Below are 25,157 nucleotides of genomic sequence, written 5' to 3' on the forward strand. Positions count from 1 at the left end.
ATCGTTATTTTCCTTAAAAAAATTCACAAATCAAAATAGTTTAGACAACTTCATTAAATGCTGCCTAAAAAACATGAAAAATTCTCTTTAAAATAAGATAAGACTCCATATTTTTTGAAAAAAATGAGAATGTTTATTTGATTTCTTGTTTATGCGGGAGAATTGTTGTAATTTTGTGGGCAAAATTTTGAACATTTCATCGATAAGAAGTTATGAAGAAGGTTTTGCTGCTCGGCTCCGGTGCCCTTAAGATCGGACAAGCGGGTGAATTTGACTATTCAGGTTCCCAGGCGCTCAAGGCGCTTCGTGAAGAGGGAATCTCTACAGTGCTTATTAATCCTAACATCGCTACAATTCAGACATCTGAAGGAGTTGCGGATCAGGTCTATTTCCTGCCCGTCACTCCTTATTTTGTAGAGGAGGTGATCAAGAAGGAACGTCCGGATGGCATTTTGCTTGCGTTCGGTGGTCAGACTGCACTTAATTGCGGTACGGAACTTTACCAGAATGGTACGCTTGACAAATATGGTGTCAAAGTGTTGGGTACGTCTGTTGAGGCTATCATGATTACTGAAGACCGTGACCTATTCGTAAAGAAACTTAATGAGATCGATATCAAGACTCCGGTTTCGCAGGCTGTTGAGTCGATTGAGGACGCAGTAGAGGTGGCTCATCGCATCGGTTTCCCGGTGATGGTGCGTTCCGGTTATGCGTTGGGCGGTCTTGGTAGCGGTATCTGCACTAATGATGAGGAGTTCCGTCGTCATTGTGAGAGTGCACTCGCTTATTCCCGTCAGATTCTCGTGGAGGAATCTCTAAAGGGCTGGAAGGAGATTGAGTTTGAGGTGATCCGCGATGCCAACGACCATTGCTTCACGGTTGTGCCGATGGAGAACTTTGACCCGCTGGGTATCCATACGGGTGAGTCGATCGTTGTGGCTCCGATTGTATCTCTTACGAAAGAGCAGATAAAGATGCTTGAGGATATCGCCACTAAGGTGGTGCGCCATATCGGTATCGTCGGTGAATGTAACATCCAGTATGCATTCAATGCTGAGACCAATGACTACAGAATCATTGAGATCAATGCCCGTCTGAGCCGTTCTTCAGCACTTGCTTCCAAGGCTTCCGGTTATCCTCTCGCATTCGTGGCTGCAAAACTCGCACTCGGATATACTCTTGACCAGATCGGAGAGATGGGCACTGCCAACTCTGCTTACGTTGCGCCGTCGGTTGACTATATGATTGTCAAGATTCCGCGTTGGGATCTTTCGAAGTTCGTCGGCGTTGACCGTGAGATCGGTTCTTCGATGAAATCAGTAGGTGAAATCATGTCGATTGGCAAGAGCTTTGAGGAGATTATCCAGAAGGGTCTGCGTATGATCGGTCAGGGTATGCACGGCTTTGTAGGCAACAACGATATTAAGTTTGATGATCTTGATAAGGTGCTTTCCCATCCTACCGATCTCCGCGTGTTTGCCATCGCTCAGGCTCTTGAGGAGGGTTATACTATTGAACGTATCGAGGAGTTGACAAAGATCGACAAATGGTTCCTTGAGCGTCTTGACAATATCGTCAAATATAAGAAGGTGCTTTCATCCTACGATAAGATTGAGAGCTTGCCGAAGGATGTGCTTAAAGAGGCAAAACGTCTTGGTTTCTCCGACTTCCAGATAGCACGTTTCGTAGAGGAGCCTACAGGCAACATGGAGCAGGAGGTGCTTAAGGTGCGTGCTCACCGTAAGTCGCTCGACATTGTTCCTCACGTGCGTCGCATCAATACGGTAGCGTCTGAGTATCCTGACCTTACGAACTATCTTTACGTCACATACGGAGCTGATGAGAATGCGATACCTTACGACATGAATGCCGGAAACAGCATCGTGGTGCTTGGTTCGGGTGCATACCGCATCGGTAGCTCTGTAGAGTTCGACTGGTGTTCAGTCAATGCAGCGGAGACCTGCCGCAAGCATGGCTACAAGGCGATCATGATCAACTATAACCCTGAGACAGTCTCCACGGACTATGATATGTGTGACCGTCTCTATTTCGATGAGTTGAGTTTCGAGAGGGTAATGGATATCCTTGATCTTGAAAGCCCGCGTGGTGTGATTGTGAGCGTTGGCGGTCAGATTCCGAATAACCTTGCAATGAAGCTTTATCGCCGCCACGTGCCTATCCTCGGTACTTCCCCGATCTCTATCGACCGTGCGGAGAACCGTCATAAATTCTCGGCAATGCTTGACCAGCTCGGCATCGACCAGCCGCGTTGGAAGGAGCTTACCACAAGAGATGAGATCGACTCATTCGTGAAGGAGGTTGGTTTCCCGGTTCTTATCCGTCCGAGCTACGTGCTTTCGGGTGCTGCAATGAACGTCTGCTACGATTATGAGCAGATGCACCGATTCCTCAATGAGGCAGCAAAAGTGTCGAAGGAATATCCGGTAGTGGTATCAGCGTTCATGCAGAATGCCAAGGAGATCGAGTTTGACGCAGTGGCACGCAACGGCGAGATCGTGGAATATGCCATATCGGAGCATATCGAGTTTGCAGGCGTTCACTCAGGCGACGCTACTCTCGTATTCCCGGCTCAGAAGATCTATCTTGCCACGGCACGCCGCATCAAGAGAATCAGTGCGCAGATTGCTAAGGAACTTAACATCTCCGGTCCGTTCAACATCCAGTTCCTTGCAAAAGACAATTATGTGAAGGTGATCGAGTGCAACTTGCGTGCATCCCGCAGCTTCCCGTTTGTCAGCAAGGTACTTAAGAAGAATTTCATTGAGACTGCCACACGCATCATGCTTGGTGAGAAGGTTGAGAAGGTGGATACCTCCACATTCGATATTGACTATATCGGCGTGAAGGCATCGCAGTTCTCATTCGCACGTCTGCATAAGGCAGACCCTGTGCTTGGTGTGGATATGTCGTCAACCGGTGAGGTTGGATGTCTTGGCAAGGATTTTGATGAGGCATTGCTCAATGCCATGCTTTCTGTGGGTCATCACATCCCGAAGGGTGCAGTGCTCGTAAGTTCGGGCGATGTACGCGGCAAGGTGGATATGCTTGAGGCATGCCGTCTGCTCAGCGAGGATGGCTATAAGATCTACGCTACGGCTGGAACTGCCAATTTCCTCAATCAGAATGGCGTAGAGGCTCAGGCAGTATGCTGGCCTGATGAAGAGGGTGAGAATGTGCTTGACCTGATTTCAAATCATAAGGTGGATCTTGTCATCAACATCCCGAAGAACCATACCAAGCGTGAGCTTACTAATGGTTACCGCATACGTCGTTGGGCTATCGACCACAACATACCGTTGCTGACCAATGCGCGTCTTGCAAGTGCGTTTGTGAAGGCTTTCATCAACAAGAAGGAGAAAGACCTCTCGATCACTCCGTGGAAAGAGTATTGATTGCAATGAAGTTTAGACAATTTCAATAGATCTAAGCAAGATATTTCATAAATCGGTCCGGGATTCAGTTGAGTCCCGGACTTTTTTTGTGGGATTACCGATAAATCCTTGAAATAAGTATAAACATCTTCAATAAAAATTAAATAATACAACAGATAAGGGATTGAAAACATTATAAATTTGTGTAATTTTTCTGAGGAGGGGATGATTGGGTGTCTGTATTCAGGGAGTTATGATTGTGGTATAAGAAATTGATTTTATTATGGAAAACACCGGGAGAAAAAATAATGATATTGATGGGAACGTAGGTATGGGTCAACCGGATGATAATGGATTTGTCCGTCCGTTTGTACAGCCACGTGGACGTAGACCTTTTGCCGTTGTCTTTCTGCTGGTGGCATTGGGAGCAGTTGTGGCTGCGTTTGTGTATTTCGCCTTGTATCAGACGGGACATATCCACGTGACCCGGGAATTTAGTGACGGGTCGATATTCTCCGGCTATTGGAGGATGGGTGAGCCATTCGGAGAGGGTGTGCTTGTCACGTCAAAAGGTGAGCTCTTTGAGGGTGTCTGGGATGATAACGGGAAACTTAATTCCGGAGTGGTGGTGGCGAAGGAATTTACGTATACCGGCGGATTGAAGGATTATCTGCCGGATGGCTATGGCGCGTGTCATTATAAGGATGGCACACGTTATCATGGCTTCTGGAGTGCCGGACGGAAGGAGGGACTCGGAAAACTGACTACTGCGAAGGGAGATGTGGCTTTCGGGGTATGGACTGACGGGGATTTGCCTCCGGCTGAGGGTCAGACGTATTCCACGGGTGAAAGGGTATATGGCATCGATGTGTCGAATCATCAGTATGTGATTGATTGGGAACGGCTTGCTCTTTATGCCGATAGTGCCGGAGTGGTGAAGCCTTCTGTGGATAGTTCGCGCTATCTGCAACCTGTATTGTTTGCCATAATCAAGTCTACGGAGGGTGCGGATTGGCAGGCGGATACCTTCAAACGGAATTTTGCTGAGGCAAAGAGATGTGGCATAGTCAGGGGTGCGTATCATTTCCTGCGGTTGAGTGATATTGATGGACAGATAAAGAATTTTATAGAGAACACGCCTCTTGAACCGGGCGATCTTCCTCCGGTGCTTGACATGGAGCTTGATAAGCGAGAGATGGCGCGATATAAGGATCTGGCATGTGAGTATGCCCATAAATGGCTTGATGCCATAGAGCGTCATTATGGAGTGAAACCGATACTTTATACCTACGATTCGTATTATAATAATTATCTGAAGGGTAAAGGCTTTGATGATTATGATTTCTTCATAGCGCGTTATCATGAGGATTATCCACGTGTGCCACATCTTGAGATATGGCAGTATACGGAGAAGGGACGAGCCGGAGGGATCACCACTCCTGTTGACCTCGATATATTCATGGGTGATTATTCGCAATTCGAATCCTATATGGATAAGAATAAGATATCGACAATCCCAACTCGTGCTTTATAGATCAAGTTAAAAATTAATCCAGACAGTCTATAAAAAACTAAGGATTATGCGGTCCGTTGGCTGGTACGCATAATCCTTAGTTTTATATATTGCAGTCGATGCAATTGGGTGATCAGTAGCCGAGGGTGGTGTAGTCCTGGCTCAGACGGAGCATTTGGTCTTTGAAGTCTTCGCCGTATTTGAGTTTTACGTCTTTGATCTCACCCTTCTCGTCATACACCGGCTCGTAGATGGGGTTGATGAATCCGCGATAGGGGGGTATGTTGAGTTTTGAGAAACGGTCAAGCACCTCCTTGTGAAGTTTGGGATCAACTTTCACGGCATAGCGGTTGATCAGATCGGCACCTGCCTGATAGTTGCCTGTGCTCTTTATCTCCTGAATCTCGCCAAGCAATTGACCGAACAGATCGCGAAGTTTCCGATAGTCGTTGATCTTCACGAAAGTCTTGCCGTTCTTCTTCACGAGTTCTACAACTTTCCCTTTTTTACCTTTCTCAAGCACCCAAGCGGCAATCAGCTGACGGTTGCGCATGTGTGCCTCCTCAACGTCCTTACCCGGTTCTATACGGTTGAGCTGGGTCATAAGTCCGTTTAGCATGAATTTGTAATATTCCGCCTTGTAAGCCTCCGGATTGTCGAGGATGCCAAGCTCAATGAGTTTCGGATCGGCGAGATAGTAGAGAGCGAAAAGGTCGGCACGAGCCTCCTCCAATGCGGAGCCGTTCTCCTTTAGGGCTTCAGAGTCAACACTGGGGAGCAACTGACCGGAAGCGTGACCGAGACACTCGTGAAGGTCAGTGTGGAGCATGTCGGTGATGTAGAGATAATCCTCAAGAAGTTTTCTTGTAGGCGCGTCTATCACGAACTCCTCATTAAATCCGTTGCCATGAGAAGCCATGTCGTATGCCTCGGTGATATTCTCGATAGTCACGGATTTCGAGCCATGCTCAGCGCGAATCCAGTCGGCATTCGGAAGGTTGATGCCTATTGCTGTTGAGGGGAATGCGTCACCCCCCAACATGGCAGCGTTGATCACCTTTGCCGACACACCTTTCACCGACGGCTTGCGGAATTTCGGGTCGATCGGGGCGTGGTCTTCAAACCATTGTGCATTTCCGGAGATAGTCTCTGTGCGGGATGAAGCCTCCTTGTTCTTGAAGTTGACGTATGCTTCCCAAGATCCGGTCATGCCGAGAGGGTCGCCGTAGCTCTCGATGAAACCGTTGACGAAATCGACATCGCAAGCGGTGTCCTCTGCCCATAGGATTGAATATTCATCAAACAGACGGAGATCGCCTGTGATGTAGTAATCGATAAGTTTTGTGATATAGGCTTTCTGTTCGGGACTTTCAGCTACGCTCTTAGCCATGTCAAGCCAATAGATTATCTTGGCAATTGCCGGACCGTAGAGTCCGTTCAGATGGTAGTGCTGCTCCTTGATTTTTCCATCCTCCTTCACCACACGTGCATTCAGACCGTAAGAGATGGGCTGATTGTCATTAGGCTTCTTGATAGAGGCATAGTATGCCTCCACTTCCGCCTGAGTGACGCCATCGCCATAAAGGTTGTTGGCGGAATTAGCCACTACGTCGCCGGAACCATCCTGATTTACGCGCTTCGGCATAACAGTAGGGTCGAAAATTACCGGGGTGAGTGTGGAGAGAAGCTGTGCGCGAGTCTCGCCCGGATTCAGCGGAAGGAGAGAGTCGGGGAGAGCGTTCACCTGCTCGGTGAAGAATGCCTGAGAGAAATCGGGTGTGAACTTATCGGTGGAGTAGTGGTGGTGTATGCCGTTGCCAAACCATATCTGCTTCAGATATTTCTCAAAAGCCTTGAACTCCTTGGAATTTCTGTCGCCTTTATAATTGGTGTAGATGTTTTCAAGAAGTTTGCGGATCTGAAGGTTGTATCTTCCGTTCTGGTCCCAGATTATGTCACGTCCGTATTGTGCAGCCTGCGACAGATAGTAGACCATCTTTTTCTGGTTAAGAGAGAGTCGGTCAAATTCAGGCACCTCATAACGAAGCACCTCTATGTCGGCAAATCGGTCGACATGGTAGTCGAAATTCTTATCAACCACAGCACTTGCCTGGAAAGAAAGCATGGAAGCGAGGATTAAAGATGAAAGTTGTTTTGTCATTTTATTGAATTTATTAATGTGATGGTGGAATGGCTTCAGAACCGCCATTCCACCACACAGGATTATTCTACGTAAAGCACGAGTCCCTTCAGATATTCACCCTCCGGATGAGATATGTCTACGGGATGATCGGCGGGTTGCGTCAGCTGATGGAGAATACGCACCTTCCGTCCCGACTGTGCGGCAGCAGTGAATACCGCCAGACGGAACATCTCACGTGTCACCACCTGAGAGCAGGAGAACGTGAAGAGTATGCCACCGGGTTTGATTTTCTCAAACGCCTTTGCATTGAGTTTGCGATAGCCGATCAGTCCATTTTTCAGAGCAGATCTGTGTTTTGCAAAAGCGGGTGGGTCAAGTATTATGAGGTCGTAGGCATCCTTCTCCATCTCCGCCAGATATTTGAAGGCATCGAGAGCATGGGTTTTGTGGCGAGGGTCGCCGGGAAAATTAAGCTCGATATTCGCATCGGTAAGGGCGGCTGCCTTTGCAGAGGAGTCAACCGAGTCAACCTTGAGGGCACCCCCTCTCATGGCATACACAGAGAATCCGCCGGTATAGCAGAACATGTTCAGCACGTTTCTGCCATGAGCATATTTCTCAAGAAGAGAACGGTTCTCCCTTTGGTCAACGAAGAATCCGGTCTTCTGTCCGCGCAGCCAGTCGATGTTGAATCTCAGACCGTTTTCAATAGCGATATTACCGTCGAAGCGTCCGATGAGATAATCGTTCTGCGGATCAAGCTGGGCCTTGTAGGGGAGAGTGGTCTCGCTTTTGTAGTACACGTTTCTTATCGGGAGGTCAGGGAGTTCGGTCAATGCCTCCGCAATCTTCATGCGTTCAAAGTGCATACCCGGAGAGTGTGCCTGCACCACGGCAGTGTCGCCGTAGACATCTATAACGAGACCGGGGAGGAAATCACCCTCTCCATGCACGAGACGGAAACAATTGTTGTCCTGACGCATCAGTCCGAGAGTCTTCCTTAGCCGACAGGCAGACTCAAGACGGGTGCGGAAGAAATCGTCCGCGAGAGGATTGTCGCCGAACGTGAGGAGCCTTACAGCAATGCTCCCTATCTGATAATGTCCGTATCCGAGAGTCTTTCCGTCAGCCGACACTACTTTTACGAGGTTGCCCTCCTCGACACTGTCCGGAATGGATGCGATTGCGCCCGAAAACACCCAGGGGTGATGGCGAAGTATGGATTCCTCTTTGCGAGGCTTGAGTGTGATGGTTTCCATTTTTCGTATTATCTGAGAGAGTGATGATTATTTAAAAAGCCGGATTATATCCATTCCGTTTGCATAGAGCAGAAGAAGGATAAGGAGTCCCATTCCGAACATCTGTGCGTATTCAAGGAATTTCTCGGAGGGCTTACGTCGGGTGATTACCTCGTAGAGAAGGAATAGCACGTGTCCGCCGTCAAGCGCGGGGATAGGGAGAATGTTCATGAATGCGAGTGCCACAGATAGGAATGCCGCGATATTCCAGAAAGCTATCCAGTTCCATTTCTCAGGGAATATTGAGCCTATCGCCCCGAATCCGCCGACACTTTTTGCACCCTCTTTGGTGAACACCAGTTTCATAGAACTTGCATACGACACCAGTTTGTCGGTGCCCATCTCGATACCTCTCGGCACTGATTGGAGCAATGAGTAGCGGATTTCGTTTGTCTTGAAGAATTTCGAGGGGTCGAGTTCAAGACCCACGCCCATTTTGGATGCATCGTTAAGATTGACGGGCATCTTGAGTGTGTCGGTGGCTACATCGTTCTGTCGGAGCACGGTCAGCATCACGGTGCTGTTCTCATGTCCGGCAAGAGTCGGCAGAAACACGTCGAGAGACTCGGTAGGGATACTGTCGATTGCGATTATGCGGTCGCCCGTCTTTATTCCGGCTTTGTCGGCACCCTCGCCGGGTGCTACCTGTGTGATGAGCGTGGGGATACGGTATGTCATGAAGTTGATGAGAGTATTCTCATCTTTGGATTCCTTGTCAAGTTGGAATATGAAATTCTGCGGAATCTTAATATTGACTGAATCCTTGCCGTCGCGCAGCACTGTCACGACATTTGCCTGAATCATCTTCATCCTTGCATCGGCAGGATTATCGAGTTCCTCGCCATCGGCAAGGAGTGGGATATCACCGTCCTTAAATCCGATTTCATGAGCGGCTTCAGAATAAGCCATACCCATGGTGGCATCTTTGAATGCCACGTATCGCTCACCGGATGCGTAGACGATCCCGGCGTATATGACAATTGCGAGGAGGAAATTGAAGAGCACTCCCGCCACCATTATCAGCAGGCGTTGCCATGCCGGTTTGGAGCGGAACTCCCATTCCTTTGGCGGTAGTTTCATCTGCTCCTTATCCATTGACTCGTCGATCATACCGGCTATCTTGCAATATCCTCCGAGGGGAAGCCATCCGATGCCGTATTCCGTATCGCCCCAGAAGGAGCCTTTACCATCTTTTTTACCATCGTTATCTTTACCGGAATCGTTGCTGTCGGCAGGAGCCTGTGAGGCAGCCGTCTTCAAATCCCTCTGTTTGCCGAATCCTCCGATATATTTTTTCGGTTTCCACTTGAACAGTTCGGTCCAAGGGTCGAAAAAGATATAGAATTTCTCCACCTTCACTCCAAATATACGGGCAAAGAGGAAATGACCGAACTCATGAATTATCACCAGCAAGGCGAAAGCCATAATCAGCTGGGTGGCTTTAATAAGAAATGTATCCATCATAATGCGGTTGTGCCGCGGAATAAATTAATATTGTTATGTTATTGAATTAAGTGTCGGAATTGTCATGAGGAGTGACCTGCCAGCCATTCATCAGCCATTGAGAGGGCTACGGAATTGGATTTAATCAGGTCGTCAAGCGATGGAGTGGAGATGAAGGGGGCGTTCTCCATCACGTGGCTCACAATACGTGGCATATCCGTGAATCTTATTCTCCCGGCAAGGAAAGCCGCCACGCCTTTCTCATTAGCGGCATTCATCAGGCAAGGCATGTTGCCGCCTGCTTTTATGGCATCGAATGCGTAGGCAAGGAGTGGGAATTTACCATAGTCGGGAGCCTGGAAGGTAAGATTGCTATATTGGGAGAGCGTCAGTCCTGGAGCATCGGTGGAGAGCCTTTCCGGATAGCCGAGAGCATAGCGTATCGGGAGATGCATGTCGGGCACTCCGAGCTGTGCCTTGATGGAACCGTCGTTAAACTCCACCATGGAATGCACTATGCTCTGGGGATGCACCACCACCTCAATCTTGTCGGGCGGGCATCCGAACAGCCATCGAGCCTCAATCATTTCAAAACCTTTGTTCATCATTGAGGCGGAATCTATTGTCACTTTTGCCCCCATGTCCCAATTGGGGTGTTTCAGAGCGTCAGCCACGGTGACGTTCTCCAGCTGCTCACGCGACATATTTCGGAATGGACCGCCGCTTGCCGTCAGTATTATTTTTCTTGCCTGAGAGGTCTTCTCGCCGACGAGACATTGGAAAATCGCAGAATGTTCGCTGTCAACCGGTATTATCTCGGATGGGGATTCCTTAATCATGCGAGTGATAATCTCTCCAGCCACCACAAGGGTCTCCTTATTTGCGAGAGCTATGGTCTTACCTGCCTTTATGGCTTCGATAGTCGGAATCAGACCGCTGTATCCCACCATTGCAGTGACCACAATATCCACCTGATTCAAGGTGGCAGCCTCTGCAATCGCCTTTTCGCCTGCCGCCACGTCGATAGGGAGGTCAGATAGAGCCTCTTTCAGCGGAGCATAGAGCGAATGGTCGGCAATCACCACTCTCTTGGGCATGAACTTACGCGCCTGTCGTGCAAGCAGCTCCCACTGCCTGCGGGCTGTCAGGACAGAAGCATGGAATCTTTCGGGATATTCCTCGATAATGTCGAGCGTCTGGGTCCCGATACTACCGGTGCTTCCCAGAATTGCGATATTTTTAACTTTGTTGTCCACAATATAAAGTAATATTAAAATCGTTTAAAGCCGTCCGCGTCCTACCTCTTCGTCAATTATAGGATAGCGTGGGGATTTTGTATTCTTATCGCCGAGATAGTCGTAAGGCACCAGCTCGTTGCCGTTATGCCACATCTCGATGTTGATCCGTTGGTTGTTGCGTGAATTTCCGGAAGTCGTTATGGCGATTATCTGTCCACCGGATACAAAGTCGCCGGGTTCGACAAGTATTGTGCCAAGCCGGCTGCATCTGCTCAGAAAACCTTTTGCGTGCTGTATGATTACAGCTGCGCCGCCCCCCTCCCTGACGGATTGCGACACGGCGATCACCCTTCCGTCGGCAATTGCCGCCACTTGAGAGCCTTTTGCAAGAATCACTTCCGCTTTTTTTGACTTCTTGGATTTTTCTGAAATTATGCTTTCATCATTCACCGGAGCAAACAGCATGCTTTCGGCAGCCAACGGAGCTATTACGGATATGTTGTACTTCTCCTGCTCGCGCATCATGGATAGGAAATTGCGTTCCTCCACGGAGGTCGGGAAGAGGGAATCGGGAGAGAACGGGGTGTCAATCTGTGATACTGCCGAGTCCGGCAATGTCCGGGTGGGTCTGGTAGTGGGGTTCATGACGGCGATTATGTTGGAGAGATAGGCATTGTTGGCTTCGTATGCCTGCTGAAGTGAATCGAGCCGCATGTGGTGTTCCTGCGTGGCGGCTCTTTCCGAATCCTTTAGATAGCCCGGAAGCAGTCTTCTTGCCGGCGACAGTCCTACCGTCAGCGCGCCAAGAGTCATGAAAATTATTAAGACCGCCACGCCGCATATTATATATTTCCCTCGGGAAGCACTTATCTGCAACAGCTTTTCAAGGCGGGATTCATCTTCCAGAGTGAAGGTATATCTTTTCCTGACTTTCATAAATGACTTAAATGTCTCGTGGAATGCACGAATCAACTGCGAAATTAATCAAAAAGATGGAGACTTCAAAATTTAGATATAGCGTATAATAAATCTTAACGGATAGAGAATGCCTCGATGGGGCGTATGTTGTCGGATTTATGGGACGATTGAGGCGATTGAAAAAATTAGAATAAAATTATTAGATATAAATGCGGTTGATTTATAGTAAGATATGATTTTATACTGAAGCGAGCTATAGGGGAGAGGGGTATAAATATATTGAAATTAATGAACCAAAAAAAACAGTAAATGTTATTTAAGTAAACATCAAACTATTTAAAAACTCTAATAAAGTTTAATTATGAAAGCTAAGAATCTTTACTATTTGATGGCACTTTGTGCCGGGAGTTTCGTGATGGCTCCGAAAGCAAACGCACAGGATGCGGTTGTAGAAGACGTGGTATCAGTGACAGAATATTCGTGTGACAATACCAACAGATATTTCCAGAGTTGGCGCGACAATTGGTTTATCCAGTTGGGAGCCGGAATCAATCAGCCGTTCATGGAGAGGGGCGTCAATGGAGCAAAGGCATCCGGTCCGATTGTGAACAGAAAATACATGACCACTACATATAATGTGGGCGTAGGACATTGGTTCTCTCCTTATATGGGTCTTCGTCTCAATGGTCTTGCCGGATCACTCCACTGGAATAACCCCGATGGTGACAAACGTGCAGCCTCAGGCAGAGCAGGTGCAAAGCATGTCAACCTGAATCTTGAGTTCATGTGGGATATGTGCAACAGTCTCGCAGGTGTAAATCCCGATCGTGTTGTAAGTGTGATTCCGTTTATCGGTCTTGGCGGCGACTACACATGGGGTCTGAAGGATGAGGTCGCTTCAAATATCGTTCGCGGCAACAGTGGCAAGATCCGCAACACAAGCTGGACACTTCCTGTGACAGCAGGTTTTCAACTCCGTTTCCGTCTTTGCAAATACGTTGACTTCTTTGCTGAGGCTCGTGCATCGTTCTACGGCGACAACTGGAATGGTTGCAGCTACGGACGTCCTATCGAGGCAAATGTGGCAGCAGTCGGTGGTTTCAACTTCAATATCGGCGGTCGCACATGGAGCAGCTACAATGATTGCGCATCTATGACGCAGCTTGCAGATCTCAACAACCAGGTGAATACCCTCCGTGCGGAGAACCTTGCCGCAGCACAGACTATCTCGGCTCTTGAAAGCCAGCTTCCTTGTCCTGAGGCAGAGGTGGTAGAGCAGGTTATCGAAAGCGCACCTCTCATGACTACTGTACGCTTCAACATCGATTCCGACAAGATTATGCCTACCGAGGAGGTCAACGTCTACAACATGGCACAGTGGCTCAAGGCTAATCCCGACCAGAAGGTTGTCATCGTAGGTTATGCTGATAAGGACACCGGTACAAGCGACTACAACATGGCTCTTTCAAAGAAGCGTGCCGACGCTGTGGCTGACCAGCTTATCAAGAAATATGGTATCGCACCCAGCCGTCTGATCGTGAAGTATGATGGATCAAATGTTCAGCCTTACAACACCAATGACTGGAACCGTATCGTAATCTTCTCACAGGAATAATCTGATGCGACACACTACAGAATAAATCTTTAGAATTATAAAAACGAATAAAACGGGGAGCAGCAATTGCGGCTCCCCGTTTTATTCGTTTTATCAGTGGTCACAGAATTGTATCTTGGATATCTGTCTTTTCTAAGGATTATCACTTTGCCCAGGGGAATTCAATCCATGTGGCTTTCTTCCATAGATATTCGAGAGGTCCATGGCTATGATGATTCACCCATACACGGCAGAATGCGTATTGCACGATAAATATTCCGATACCTACAAGCTCACTTGCAGTGATGCCGAGCTGAAGATGTAGTCCCCAGTTATAGAAGAGTGTGGCGCCTACGATTCCTTGTGTCACGTAGTTTGTCATGCTCATGCGTCCGTAAGGTATAAGTTTTGAAAGGAGACGGCTGATGGTCTTTGTAGAGTAATATCCGAACATCACTCCGCATAGGAGAATAAGCATGAAGGCTACGTTTGACAGCGACGACACGATGAGCTTCAGTTGAGAGAGGATTCTGGCATCGTCAATGAAATTGCCAACCATATTGTTGAGTCCATAAAGCGGGAAGAATGATATCAGGGCTACGGCAAGCACGATTCCCCATTTATGAAGATTCTTGCGCAGGAACCATTCCTCCCTGCCTATCAGCATACCAAACATGAACAGGGCGGCAGTCTGGAAGATTCTGCCATGATCCCAAGCCCAAGCGAGCGATGCGAGTTGTCCTTCCCAAAGGTTTACGCTTACAGTGTCGATGAAATTCCCGTTGCTCTGCATCTCAAAGGTAGCCGCCCAGAAAGCACCAGTATTGATGGTGACAGGTTGGAAAGCGGGGTCTGCGACAGAACGTATAAGCTGGTAGATGGCGTATGGCTGGATGAGGAATATGGAGGCGATGATCACGATGGTCCTTGTCGACAGTTTGCAGGTGAGGACAAGAATGAAGCCTATCAGCGAGTACATCACGAGAATTTCTCCGGTAAAGAAAGCGGCGTTAAGTTGTCCGATAAGGAATAGCAGCACGAGTCGCCAGCAGAAACGTAGCCGGAAATCGTTTCCGCGCATACGTTGATTGTCATGCTGAATGAAGAAGCTGAAACCGAAAAGGAGAGCGAAGATTGCGTAGGCCTTACCTCCGAACATGAAGAAAAGACCGTCCCATATAACCTTGTCGAGAAAATTCAGCCACGCACTCTGATAAGTGGTGTCGGGGAAAGAATAGAAGTTGAAATGCTCGATGGAGTGTAGCAATATTATTGCCAGCACGGCGAATCCGCGCAGCACGTCGGCTACATCCACACGTTCGTGTCGTTTGATTTTTGGGTTCATGATATAGGTTTATTTAATATTTGTTCACGACTTATGAGTATTTCCGCAAAATTAATAATAATTTCGGATATTCCGGTATTCGCAGACAGGGAGATTGGCTGTCTTGAATTTATTTTGTAAATTCAGAGATTATTCTTAATTTTAATGAAAAATTTCTAATATTGATGTTTGATATGGCAGAAATGGAATTGTCTACCCCTATTGATGGTCTTGAGATGCCGGACAGGCTGAAGAATAGGCTTAGAATGTGTGGATGTGCCACATTTAGAGATGTTATGGAAGAGGATTATTCTAAATGGATGAATGTCTCGGCAAAAGTGGTGAATGCTATAAAGCGTTTTAAGAATCAATATGGGGATATATATTCGATTCTGTTGAATCGTGAGTCAAATGAAAGTAAGGAATCAAATGTGAATGAGGGAGCGACGGATATGATGAAAATCGTGGATGGCGATGTGAAGGATAACCGTAGGTTTTATGTGGCAAACAATATATTGAATGCTTATATATCTTCCGGAAGACTTTTTGATTCGGATAAATCATATAAGGATTGTATGACGGATATAATGAGGGCTACGGATGCCTTTATGGAAGCATATAATGACGCCGGACGTAAGGATGATAAATGTCGGGAGGTAGAGAATACGCAGGACAAGGAGACTGCATCGGAAGAGGAAAGTTTGTCGGAAGAGGATTCTGTAATACAGGAGTTGAATCGGAAGGAGAGTTTGATGAAGGCTGAGGGTGTGCATCCTATTGTCGATAAAGGTGAGATTATAATGCTTACAAAATTTATAGGAAAGACAAAACCTACGTCAAAGCATTTCAAGATAGGGGATGAGGTCATGGTAGAGAATATGAATGAGGATGAGGCGGGGGTAATTAAGGTAATTGCTATCGCGAGTAATTTGAAGAGAGTATTTTTTGATTCCAACCATTATGAATGGACCACAGATGTCCTCGGCATGTGGTGATATATGTTGTCTAAAACTTCAAAAGAAACGGATCTGATAAATGGGTTTCTTTCAATTTGATCAACAATACCGTTCCTTTTTTCGGGAATGCAAGATTTCGTCTGCAAAGGATAGTGAGGTGGTTTGCATCCAAGAGGAGGATACTGTTTGCGAATCCTCTCCATGGACGGAAATGATACGTAGAAGCGGTTTCTGTCGAAAGAAATACAAGTTATGGGAGGAGACTCAAGGGATGTGCATATATTGTGGGAAAAGTATATTGGTGGATGACTTTATCAATGGTAATGAATCTGATATAGAGCATATCATACCGCAGGCACTCGGAGGGTCTTCGGAATGGAATAATCTTACATGCTCATGCCGGCAGTGCAACCGGTCGAAAGGGGATCTGACAGCGATGGACTATATGCTGTCACAGTCATCGGCAACATTACAGGATTATCTCCGTCGGCTCCGTTTCCTCATCTCCGCCGGACTGATCACGAAGGAGAAGTATATAAATCTCATGACTCCGAAAACCCTACTTTTTCGGAAGGTATAAAATCTAGAATTTAGAATATGATGAAGGAAGGAGAAGATAATAAGCCGAGGTTTGTGAAGCGTTGCGTTTCATCTGTTTCGGGTGTTTCACTGAAACAAGTGAAACGGATGAAACAAGCGAAACGGATGAAACAAGCGAAACACCGAATGGGAGATTTTGCAGACGCGTGTGCAAAATCTTACTTGGTTGCAGCTTTATTTTCAGGTAAATATAATTCGTCACCAAGTTGGTGACGAAATTCTTCAACGACCCGTTGAAGAATTTGAAATGCCCGTATAAAATTTAAAATTTAGAATATGATGAAGGAAGGACAGGATAATAAGCCGAGGTTTGTGAAGCGTAGTCCGTTGGTGGTTGGTGAGGAATATGTCAACTTGCTGAAGGGGCTTAAGGAACGTTTTCGCCGTTCGCAAGTGAAGGCTGCCGTTAAGGTCAACTCTACACTGTTGGAGTTTTATTGGGATATGGGACGTGAGATATCCCGCCTTCGTGCAGATGCTAAATATGGGTCAGCCTTCTTTGATAGTCTCAGCCTTGATTTGAAAACTGAATTTCCGGGGCAGACCGGTTTTTCTTCGGCAAATATTCGCTATGCATTCAGGTGGTATAAGTTTTATAATCAGCAATATGAAATTCTTCACCAACTTGGTGAAGAATTTGAGATACCATTGGAATTTGGTGAAGTCCCTTGGAAACATCATGTTCAGATATTCACGAAGAGTAAATCTGTAAAAGAGGCATTGTTCTATATCGATGAAACTGTTAGGAATGGTTGGAGTCGGGCTGAACTTATAGCTGAAATGGAGGATGGATTGTATGAAAAGCGTGGAGCACTGGTTACTAATTTTGATGATAAACTGCCTGCGCCATACGGTGGGCTTGCTAAAGAGATATTGAAAAGTCCATATAATCTAAGTTTTATATCTGATAAAATCATTCATGAAAAGGATTTGGAGGATGCTTTGGCTATAAACATCACCCGTTTTCTTCTTGAACTTGGACAAGGGTTCGCTTATGTGGGTAGACAAATGGAGCTTAATATGCCCGGAGGTCAGACTTTCATTCCCGATATGATCTTTTACCATACAAGATTAAAGGCTTATATAGTTTTGGAAATCAAGGTTGTTGAATACATTCCAGAGTTTGCCGGCAAATTGAATTTTTATGTTTCAGCCGTTGATGAACTGATGAAGCAAGATGATGACAATCCGACTATTGGATTGTTGATCTGCAAGTCAAAAGATGATACTGTGGTGGAATGGTCATTCCGTGGTATGAATCAGCCTCTCGGTGTAGCCGAATACCAACTGCGTAATGATATGGAGAAGATTTCCAAGATGCTTCCGTCAGAACAGGAGATGCGAGACATCATAAACACTTATAGATAAATTAGAAGGTATGACGATTAAAAAGGAATTGCTTGGATTGATTGATGCTGTCGATGAACCTAATGAATTGACTCAACAATCATACGAAGATGCCAAACGTGGCAATACAAAAGGGCCTATTGATACATCAAGTGTGGATGCTATGCTTAAGTCAATGGAATTGTGAATGGATTGCGACCGTTCCTTCGAATAAAAGTGGATAACAAAATAAAAAACGTAGAAATATTAATTAACACACAAAATAAAGATTAAAAAAATTGGGTAAATCAGAATAAATTGCTAACTTTGCATCGTGAAAAGGGAACATTCCCCTACTCACGATACAATCAAGCCGCAATAGCTCAGTTGGTAGAGCATTTCATTCGTAACGAAAAGGTCATGGGTTCGAGTCCCATTCGCGGCTCCGGAGCAGAGATACAATCTCTGCTTTTTTATTGCTGATATTCAATAGATTATATTGTAATTCAAATAGTTATAAATTCCGATAGGGACTTGAACTTACCCATTTTCGTATCATTACTTTCCATTACTTTCCATTAAATATAGGTCTTGGGGATACAATTGTGATACAATTTTTACCCAATTCAAAGCCAAATTGTATCACACAATTTTTAAATAAATAAATAAAGACCGTATGGATACTAAAGTAACAATTGTTTTTAATCGTAGAAAAAATGCAACTGAGCGAATTGTAAAAAATCCTTCACGAGGATCCGTAGAAATCCAAATTTCCCAAGGACGAAAACGGAAATGGATTGCAACAGATGTTCGGGTATATTTAGATCAATGGAAGGATGGTTTTGTAGTAAATCATATAGATGCCCAGGATTATAATATTAAAATCCATAATCTATATGAGAAGGCTCTGAAGGAATATCAATCCTTAGATTCCAATGTATCCTTAATGTTTCATAAATCTTTTTGTGATTGGATGGAACAACAGATAGAAGAGAGGACTGATATTGTCCCAAGTACTCTTCGAGCACACAGACGTACTGTTGAATATCTAAGGGAATCCGGCTATATAAAACGTTTTATGGATCTGACAGAGCGGAATGTCACTCTTTGGGATCAATGGCTAAAACGGAAGCTGAACAAACAGTCAGCTGTGCATGGCTACCACAAACGACTAAAGGTTTATATTTCTCGCGCTATGCATCTGGGATTGCTTAAGGAAAGTCCATATAGATTTGTCAAAGTTCCAAGAGGCAAAAGTGATGAAATAAAATATATCACCGTTGAAGAACGTACCCGAGTTGAGAACCTTCAACTATCCGGCAGTATGGAAATTGTCAGAGATATGTTTATTTTTTCATGTTATACCGGACTGGCATACTGTGACCTTATTCGTGTCAAGGATTGTCTTGTTGAAGAAGATGGAGAAATGGTAATAGATGGCTCACGACTTAAGACCTCTGTCAGATATAAGTTGAAAATATTACCTAAAGCAATGGAAATATTGAGTAAATATGACTTTGACCTCGATAGGATGTCAAATCAGAAATGCAATATATATCTGAAAGCGATTCAGACAATAGCCGGAATTAAGACAAAACTGACCATGCACGTAGGAAGACACAGTTTTGCAACTTGGGCATTAAAAATGGGAGTCCCACTTGCTGTTGTGTCAAAAATGTTGGCACATACGGATATTACGACAACTATGATATATGCAAAAGTACTTCAAACTGAAGTTGCCGCAGGATTTGACAAATTAAAAGGTAGTTAAATCTAACTGTAGGGAACAAATCAATCTGGATATGCCCATCCGACTCTTGTCGGGTGGGTATCCGGAGAAAATTATTGGTCATCCTATAACTTCTGTTTCCCTATTGTTTTCAACATGATGCTGGCACTTTATGTAAATATATTGGATTGCCTTATAGATCCATATAGAAACTCCTCTTATCACTTTCCATGCGAAATCCAATATGGCTTTTACCAATGATACAATTAATGCAATTAACGGCATCAGGGTAAGTATTATGTTTCTGCATATCTTAACGATGATTGAAAGTATCACCACTCCTATAAGTATCAATACGATTGTCTGTGTCTCCATAATCAAATGAGTTTAACTGTTTTACTTATACAAAGATAGTAAATAATTTTCACATATACAAACATTTAATAATATAATTTAATCATTAACAAGTAGTTGTCTTCAAAAATTAAAGTAATCTGACCATGTTGCTTGGAAAACTCCGAAGCCGGTTTTACGGAAGATAGGCGACATCATTTGAATTTGTCCGGGTATGACGTTAAACTCGTACCGAGATTTACGTCATACCTTCTGTCGCGTGGCTCTTCACGTTCGGTGGTCTGCGAATTGTTCGTTGCAAGCAACTTCACAAATCGCTTAGACCACTGAATGTGAAGCCACGGACAGAACCTGAAGGCGGAACTGCATTCAAGGACACCACCTATCCTTCCTCCAAACCGCCTAATTCACAATTCAGCCGTACCGATTGTTGTCTGGAATACTCCGGAGGTGGTTTTACGGAAGACAGGCGGCATCATTTGAATTTGTCCGGGTATGACGTTAAACTCGTGCCGAGATTTACGTCATACCTTCTGTCGCGTGGCTCTTCACGTTCGATGGTCTGCGAATTGTTCGTTGCAAGCAACTTCACAAATCGCTCAGACCACTGAATGTGAAGCCACGGACAGAACCTAAAGGCGGAACTGCATTCAAGGATGTTGGCTGTCTTTCCTTTGAGCCACCTAAACACTTCAGATATAAAAGAATTCTTATGTCTTTGAAATTGCTTGATGATTCTATTACTATATTACAAGATTATTGGTTTACTAAATTATTTGATGATAAAAATACTATAATCCCATTCTGAAGATTGATTTCTTCGGGCAACGTTTTTCTGTGCAAAGTTACTATGGACAGAAGAACCGCCAAGTAACTTCAGTTTGGATGAAATAACTGATGAACTTATGGGTAAGGTTGGTTCGCCAGAACGTGATTCGTTTGATGCAAAAGTAGATGCAACTCTTGACAGATGTAAGGGTAATGAATTTTAACCAATGATTATGGTAATAAAAAAATATTCAGTAATTTTGCATCAAATTCTCTTTTTAAAGAGATGAGAACAATAACAGAATAAAATAAATTAAACCTTAAAGGATTTCATTAACGAATCTACCGCTTAAGAAACTCAATAAAGGAATCTATTCATTATTTCATGGCAATGAATAAGAACACAAGATTCAGATATGAAGCACTTGATAAGTGTTTCACTAACTTCTCCCTCAAATTCTATATTGAGGATTTGTAAAAGACTGTGTGTGGTTATTTGAAGGAACGGTTAAGCGAGGATATGTATCACTGCAACATAAAAACAACAAAATATGGCAAAAAAATGGGAAAAAGATAGTAATCTTAAGCTAGAGGACGGTCGCATTGTGACTGCTCCTGCTCCATGTATAGTATCAGCAAGCAGAAGTACGGATATTCCAGCTTTTTATGCTGATTGGTTTTTCCATAGGCTAAAGATGGGATATTCTGTTTGGCGAAATCCATTCAACGGAGTAGATAGTTATATATCATACAGCAATGTAGCTTTTATAGTCTTTTGGTCGAAGAATCCCAAACCACTCTTACCTCATCTGCCATATCTACAAGAACTAGGTATAGAGTATTATATCCAATTCACGCTCAACGATTACGTTGATGAGCGATTGGAACCAGGTGTACCACCGCTCCAAGAGCGCATTGATACATTCAAACGATTAGTTGACTTTGGCGGAATTGGCAGAGTAATCTGGCGTTTTGATCCGTTGATTCTCACAGATAAAATAGATGAGAATCGACTTTTAGAAAAAGTTTCTAAAATCGGAGAACAACTAAAAGGTTATACTGAAAAATTGGTGTTTAGTTTCGCCGACATTCTTGCGTATAAAAAAGTTAAAAACAATCTTGAAGCCAATCATATAAACTATTCTGAGTGGACTGAAGAACAGATCCTTTCATTTGTACGCCAACTGTGGAAACTCAATCAGCGTTGGGGCTATACGTTAGCTACATGTGGGGAGAAGATTGACTTGGAACAACTTGGAGTGGAGCATAATCATTGTGTAGATGACAACTTGATGATCCGTTTTGGATGGCGTAATAAAACACTGATGGATTTCCTGGGCGTAGAAATTAGGCCAATAGTATTTCAAGCGAGTCTGTTTGATGAGGACCAGAGTGTTCCTTCAGGAGCAATTATTCTTGACGACAGTCATTATGCCATTAAGAAAACTAATAATCGCGATAAAGGGCAACGGCAATTCTGTGGTTGCATGATTAGTAAGGATATAGGTCAGTACAATACATGCCCTCATCAGTGTGAGTATTGTTACGCCAACACCAGCAAAGAGTCTGCCATGGTCAATTGGAAAAGCCACAAACAAAATCCCATTGGAGAAAAAATAACAGGATGAATATAGATAGACTTGTAGAGCAGTGTTATAATGCGCTTCCACCATCATGGAAAAACAATCCATGGTCATATCTTGATCATGGAAAGGCTATTCTTGACTCAGATGATAAACTAAACGCATATATTGCTTCCTATGGAGAGATGCACATAATGAAATGTCGTTTAGCCATGAATAATATCCCATTTGACGATTTGGAGTCACAAGATTTTGAAATCTTTGATTGGGGGTGTGGTCAAGGACTTGGCACATTGACTTTGCTTCAATTCTTGGCGGAGCGAGAATTGTTGTATCGTGTAAAACGTATTAATCTTATCGAGCCATCGAATTATGCCATTAATCGTGCAAAATCATGGGTAAGTCAATCAGTCAATGTTCGTACGGAAATACGTGTTTTCAATAGATTTATACCATCTAATGATTCTTCATTTTGGAATGACATTGATTGTTCGACACGTAAGGCGATTCATATATGTTCAAATATTTTAGATATTCGAGAAGTCGGTCTTAAATGGCTGTCACAAACATGTATATCAGTGTGTCCGGAAAGTATATTCATTTGCGTAGGTCCTTTATTTGGGAAGCGTATTTCCCGTATTCATGATTTCTATAATTATCTTAATGAACCTGAATGCTTCACAAATCTAGCCCAAATGCCTTGTGGCTACACATCCCGAACAAGAAAACCATTTGGTATTGAAGCTAAATGCTTCAAATCAACCAATAAGCAACAAATAAATAGCTCATATATGGAACAATCTGAGCAGAAATGGATCGATGAATATGTTGTGGGAGAGGAGTGCTTGCGTGGTGTGATTCCAGATTCATTGCTGCATGTCTATAAAGCAATTAACAGATTGTCTGTAGATTTCAAAATATTTCTTAAACCGTCGATTGGAGTTGAGCGACCAGACTTTATTCTTGTCAATATCAGTAAGGGGGTACTGATATTGAATGTATGTGCTGACACGGAATCTTTTGAAAGGGATTTAAACCGAGTGGAAGCTATTAAACAGGCTTTCATTGATATATATATTAAACGGTTAAAAATTGACACAATTATTAACCATTCCGCATATAATTGTATTAAAACCGGTTTATATTTTCCGGGGTTAACATCTGCAGAAATAGATACATTATGCTGCGATTATTATGGTTCGTTATGTCGAAAATTTAAAGGGGATAACAGAACCGAGAATAGTACAAATATGAAACAATCCCTTCCCCAAGATCCTACAATGTTTCTGATAAAACTTTGTGACGAAGATGTGGAAGAAAAGTTATCTAATATTTCAACACGTAGTTTTCGTTTTGATTATTATCAAGAATTATGCAGCCTAATGTCAGGAGATTGGCACCGTTATTCACAAGGTGACAAAAGTCTTATATTGACAGATCGGCAACAAAGTTTTGTAGAAAGTGATTTAACAAGGTTGAGGGTAAAAGGCGTGGCCGGATGTGGTAAAACACAAGTTTTGGCACATAAGGCCGTGAGAGAGCATATTAGAACAGGAGATAAGGTACTTATTGTTACTTATAATATTTCATTGATAGAATATATTAAAATGAGGATAAATCAGGTTCCTGCTGATTTCTCCACTAATGCTTTTGAAATTATCAATTATCACCAATTTTTTAATTCAAAAGCTAAAAAATATTCTACATTACGTGTTTCATTAACGGATTATGACAACCCTAATTTCTTTGAAGATTTTAAAACTGAAATTATAAATAACGATGATCAATATTCAACCATAATTGTTGATGAAACACAAGATTATATGACCCAATGGCTTGACTGTCTGCGTAAATATTTTTTAAAACACGACGGACGATTTATCCTATTTGGAGATGGAGAGCAAAATATCTATAATCGAGAGATGGAATCGGATAGTAGGATGCCTAGAGTAAATGGTTTCGGGGAAAGCAGATGGAGAGTAATGAGTGATCGTATAACAATGCGAACTCTAAACCCAGATATTACTAGAATTGCATCTGATTTTGCAAGAGAATATTGTGTGTCTTCTGAACCTATAAAAATGCAAGATACACTTAACCTGTTTGACTATAAATTGGGATATTGGCCTATCGCTTCAAATACAAAAGCCGATTTACTAGCCCAATACCTTATATGGCTGTCTAAGAAATTCGAAATTTCTATGAAAGAAATTGTAGTTTTAGGACAATCTATCAACCTTTTGAGGGATATCGATTACTTCCTTCGTACACGATATGGTATTGCTACTATGACAACGTTTGAATCAATGGAAGACTATCGTCAAATTAAGGCAAGGAATCAAAGTGATGAAAGGACAATGATGGATCTGAAAGCAGTTCGTAGAGTATCAAAGGTTCATTTTACTATTGATATAAATTCCATTAAACTATCGACAATCTCCAGTTTTAAAGGTTGGGAATCAAAGACAGTTGTTTTATTGATTCAAAAAGAAGTTGAGGACATAAAAAACATAGATGAGGATGGTTATGTTCTTCAGTCTCATAGTAATATCAATGCCTTATTGTATACTGGAATAACACGTGCGCGAGAAAATTTATTCATTTTCAATTTAGGAAATGAATCGTATCATAACTTTTTCAAAACAAGGATTTCAAATGATTAACTATACAACAAAAGAAAAGCTGACAATTTTAGTTATACTAACTGCCATTATGGAAGTTGACAGCATTATTCTCCTAGCAGAAGCAATAATGCTTGATAAAGTCTTGTAATTTTGAATATGCACGATAATATTATGAAATTTGACCAAAAGCTCTAAAGGTGTTTCAAATTCGTTAAAAACTTGTTAATGAATTGTATTCTTTTTGAGAATTAAATTTATATAATTGTTTTGCATGTTTGATATTGGTAGTTGAGAAGCTAGGATGTTTGGAAAATTAAGTTTTCGGATCGAGGCTTAGACTGTCAAGTTCTGATC

The 25,157-nt window shown here is 43.6% G+C and carries 19 protein-coding genes and 1 tRNA gene; 13 read left to right on the forward strand and 7 right to left on the reverse strand.

Features of this window, described 5'->3' with window-relative positions:
• Nucleotides 1-212 precede the first annotated feature (212 nt).
• Both carB and E5331_RS17125 read left to right on the forward strand, forming a co-directional pair.
• On the forward strand, nucleotides 213-3,413 hold the full coding sequence (gene carB, locus E5331_RS17120; RefSeq protein WP_135985918.1) for a carbamoyl-phosphate synthase (glutamine-hydrolyzing) large subunit: 3,201 nt from the start codon (nucleotides 213-215) through the stop codon (nucleotides 3,411-3,413).
• A 262-nt stretch (nucleotides 3,414-3,675) separates the two neighbouring features.
• Nucleotides 3,676-4,926: a GH25 family lysozyme gene (locus E5331_RS17125; RefSeq protein WP_123481237.1), complete on the forward strand. Its 1,251-nt coding sequence runs from the start codon at nucleotides 3,676-3,678 to the stop codon at nucleotides 4,924-4,926.
• 112 nt (nucleotides 4,927-5,038) lie between these two features.
• On the opposite strand, the gene E5331_RS17130 is transcribed toward E5331_RS17125, so the two are convergent.
• The 5 genes from E5331_RS17130 to E5331_RS17150 form a co-directional block, all read right to left on the reverse strand.
• Complete coding sequence (locus E5331_RS17130; RefSeq protein ID WP_123481238.1) at nucleotides 5,039-7,066, reverse strand: dipeptidyl-peptidase 3 family protein; 2,028 nt, start codon at nucleotides 7,064-7,066, stop codon at nucleotides 5,039-5,041.
• A 62-nt stretch (nucleotides 7,067-7,128) separates the two neighbouring features.
• The gene (locus E5331_RS17135) at nucleotides 7,129-8,307 is read right to left on the reverse strand and encodes a class I SAM-dependent rRNA methyltransferase (protein ID WP_123481239.1); all 1,179 of its coding nucleotides are present in this window, start codon (nucleotides 8,305-8,307) and stop codon (nucleotides 7,129-7,131) included.
• 27 nt (nucleotides 8,308-8,334) lie between these two features.
• A complete protein-coding gene (gene rseP / locus E5331_RS17140; protein ID WP_135985921.1) occupies nucleotides 8,335-9,807 on the reverse strand; it encodes an RIP metalloprotease RseP in 1,473 nt (490 codons plus the stop codon).
• A 65-nt stretch (nucleotides 9,808-9,872) separates the two neighbouring features.
• Nucleotides 9,873-11,045: a 1-deoxy-D-xylulose-5-phosphate reductoisomerase gene (locus E5331_RS17145; protein WP_275441281.1), complete on the reverse strand. Its 1,173-nt coding sequence runs from the start codon at nucleotides 11,043-11,045 to the stop codon at nucleotides 9,873-9,875.
• A 24-nt stretch (nucleotides 11,046-11,069) separates the two neighbouring features.
• A complete protein-coding gene (locus E5331_RS17150; protein WP_123481242.1) occupies nucleotides 11,070-11,963 on the reverse strand; it encodes a M23 family metallopeptidase in 894 nt (297 codons plus the stop codon).
• Between the two features lie 343 nt (nucleotides 11,964-12,306).
• On the opposite strand from E5331_RS17150, the gene E5331_RS17155 reads away from it, so the two are divergent.
• Complete coding sequence (locus tag E5331_RS17155) at nucleotides 12,307-13,560, forward strand: OmpA family protein (RefSeq protein WP_123481243.1); 1,254 nt, start codon at nucleotides 12,307-12,309, stop codon at nucleotides 13,558-13,560.
• A gap of 142 nt (nucleotides 13,561-13,702) precedes the next feature.
• On the opposite strand, the gene E5331_RS17160 is transcribed toward E5331_RS17155, so the two are convergent.
• The gene (locus E5331_RS17160; protein WP_123481244.1) at nucleotides 13,703-14,884 is read right to left on the reverse strand and encodes a DUF418 domain-containing protein; all 1,182 of its coding nucleotides are present in this window, start codon (nucleotides 14,882-14,884) and stop codon (nucleotides 13,703-13,705) included.
• A gap of 173 nt (nucleotides 14,885-15,057) precedes the next feature.
• On the opposite strand from E5331_RS17160, the gene E5331_RS17165 reads away from it, so the two are divergent.
• The 7 genes from E5331_RS17165 to E5331_RS17190 all read left to right on the forward strand — a co-directional run bounded on the left by E5331_RS17165 (nucleotide 15,058) and on the right by E5331_RS17190 (nucleotide 19,516).
• Nucleotides 15,058-15,858, forward strand: coding sequence for a hypothetical protein (locus E5331_RS17165; RefSeq protein ID WP_135985922.1), 801 nt, complete (start codon nucleotides 15,058-15,060; stop codon nucleotides 15,856-15,858).
• 172 nt (nucleotides 15,859-16,030) lie between these two features.
• On the forward strand, nucleotides 16,031-16,399 hold the full coding sequence (locus E5331_RS17170; protein WP_168355283.1) for an HNH endonuclease: 369 nt from the start codon (nucleotides 16,031-16,033) through the stop codon (nucleotides 16,397-16,399).
• A 17-nt stretch (nucleotides 16,400-16,416) separates the two neighbouring features.
• Nucleotides 16,417-16,632, forward strand: a complete 216-nt coding sequence (locus E5331_RS17175; RefSeq protein WP_123481247.1) for a hypothetical protein — start codon at nucleotides 16,417-16,419, stop codon at nucleotides 16,630-16,632.
• Between the two features lie 63 nt (nucleotides 16,633-16,695).
• A complete protein-coding gene (locus tag E5331_RS17180) occupies nucleotides 16,696-17,787 on the forward strand; it encodes a PDDEXK nuclease domain-containing protein (RefSeq protein ID WP_275441282.1) in 1,092 nt (363 codons plus the stop codon).
• A gap of 10 nt (nucleotides 17,788-17,797) precedes the next feature.
• Nucleotides 17,798-17,953, forward strand: coding sequence for a hypothetical protein (locus tag E5331_RS20475; RefSeq protein WP_168355284.1), 156 nt, complete (start codon nucleotides 17,798-17,800; stop codon nucleotides 17,951-17,953).
• 164 nt (nucleotides 17,954-18,117) lie between these two features.
• A tRNA-Thr gene (locus E5331_RS17185) sits at nucleotides 18,118-18,190 on the forward strand.
• 231 nt (nucleotides 18,191-18,421) lie between these two features.
• Nucleotides 18,422-19,516: a site-specific integrase gene (locus E5331_RS17190; RefSeq protein ID WP_123481248.1), complete on the forward strand. Its 1,095-nt coding sequence runs from the start codon at nucleotides 18,422-18,424 to the stop codon at nucleotides 19,514-19,516.
• 78 nt (nucleotides 19,517-19,594) lie between these two features.
• Here the strand turns inward: E5331_RS17190 and E5331_RS17195 are convergent, their stop codons facing one another.
• Complete coding sequence (locus E5331_RS17195) at nucleotides 19,595-19,849, reverse strand: hypothetical protein (RefSeq protein ID WP_123481249.1); 255 nt, start codon at nucleotides 19,847-19,849, stop codon at nucleotides 19,595-19,597.
• A 311-nt stretch (nucleotides 19,850-20,160) separates the two neighbouring features.
• On the opposite strand from E5331_RS17195, the gene E5331_RS17200 reads away from it, so the two are divergent.
• From E5331_RS17200 to E5331_RS17210, 3 genes are all read left to right on the forward strand, one after another.
• Nucleotides 20,161-20,439, forward strand: a complete 279-nt coding sequence (locus tag E5331_RS17200; protein ID WP_135985924.1) for a hypothetical protein — start codon at nucleotides 20,161-20,163, stop codon at nucleotides 20,437-20,439.
• Between the two features lie 708 nt (nucleotides 20,440-21,147).
• Complete coding sequence (locus tag E5331_RS17205; RefSeq protein ID WP_123481250.1) at nucleotides 21,148-22,224, forward strand: DUF1848 domain-containing protein; 1,077 nt, start codon at nucleotides 21,148-21,150, stop codon at nucleotides 22,222-22,224.
• Nucleotides 22,221-24,842 carry an AAA family ATPase gene (locus E5331_RS17210; RefSeq protein WP_123481251.1) on the forward strand — a complete coding sequence of 874 codons (2,622 nt, stop codon included), beginning with the start codon at nucleotides 22,221-22,223 and terminating at the stop codon, nucleotides 24,840-24,842. Before E5331_RS17205 ends, E5331_RS17210 begins: the two co-directional genes overlap by 4 nt.
• The last annotated feature ends 315 nt before the right edge of the window (nucleotides 24,843-25,157 follow it).

Origin of the sequence: Lepagella muris, from assembly GCF_004793975.1 — a bacterium.
Classification (GTDB): Bacteria; Bacteroidota; Bacteroidia; order Bacteroidales; family Muribaculaceae; genus Lepagella; species Lepagella muris.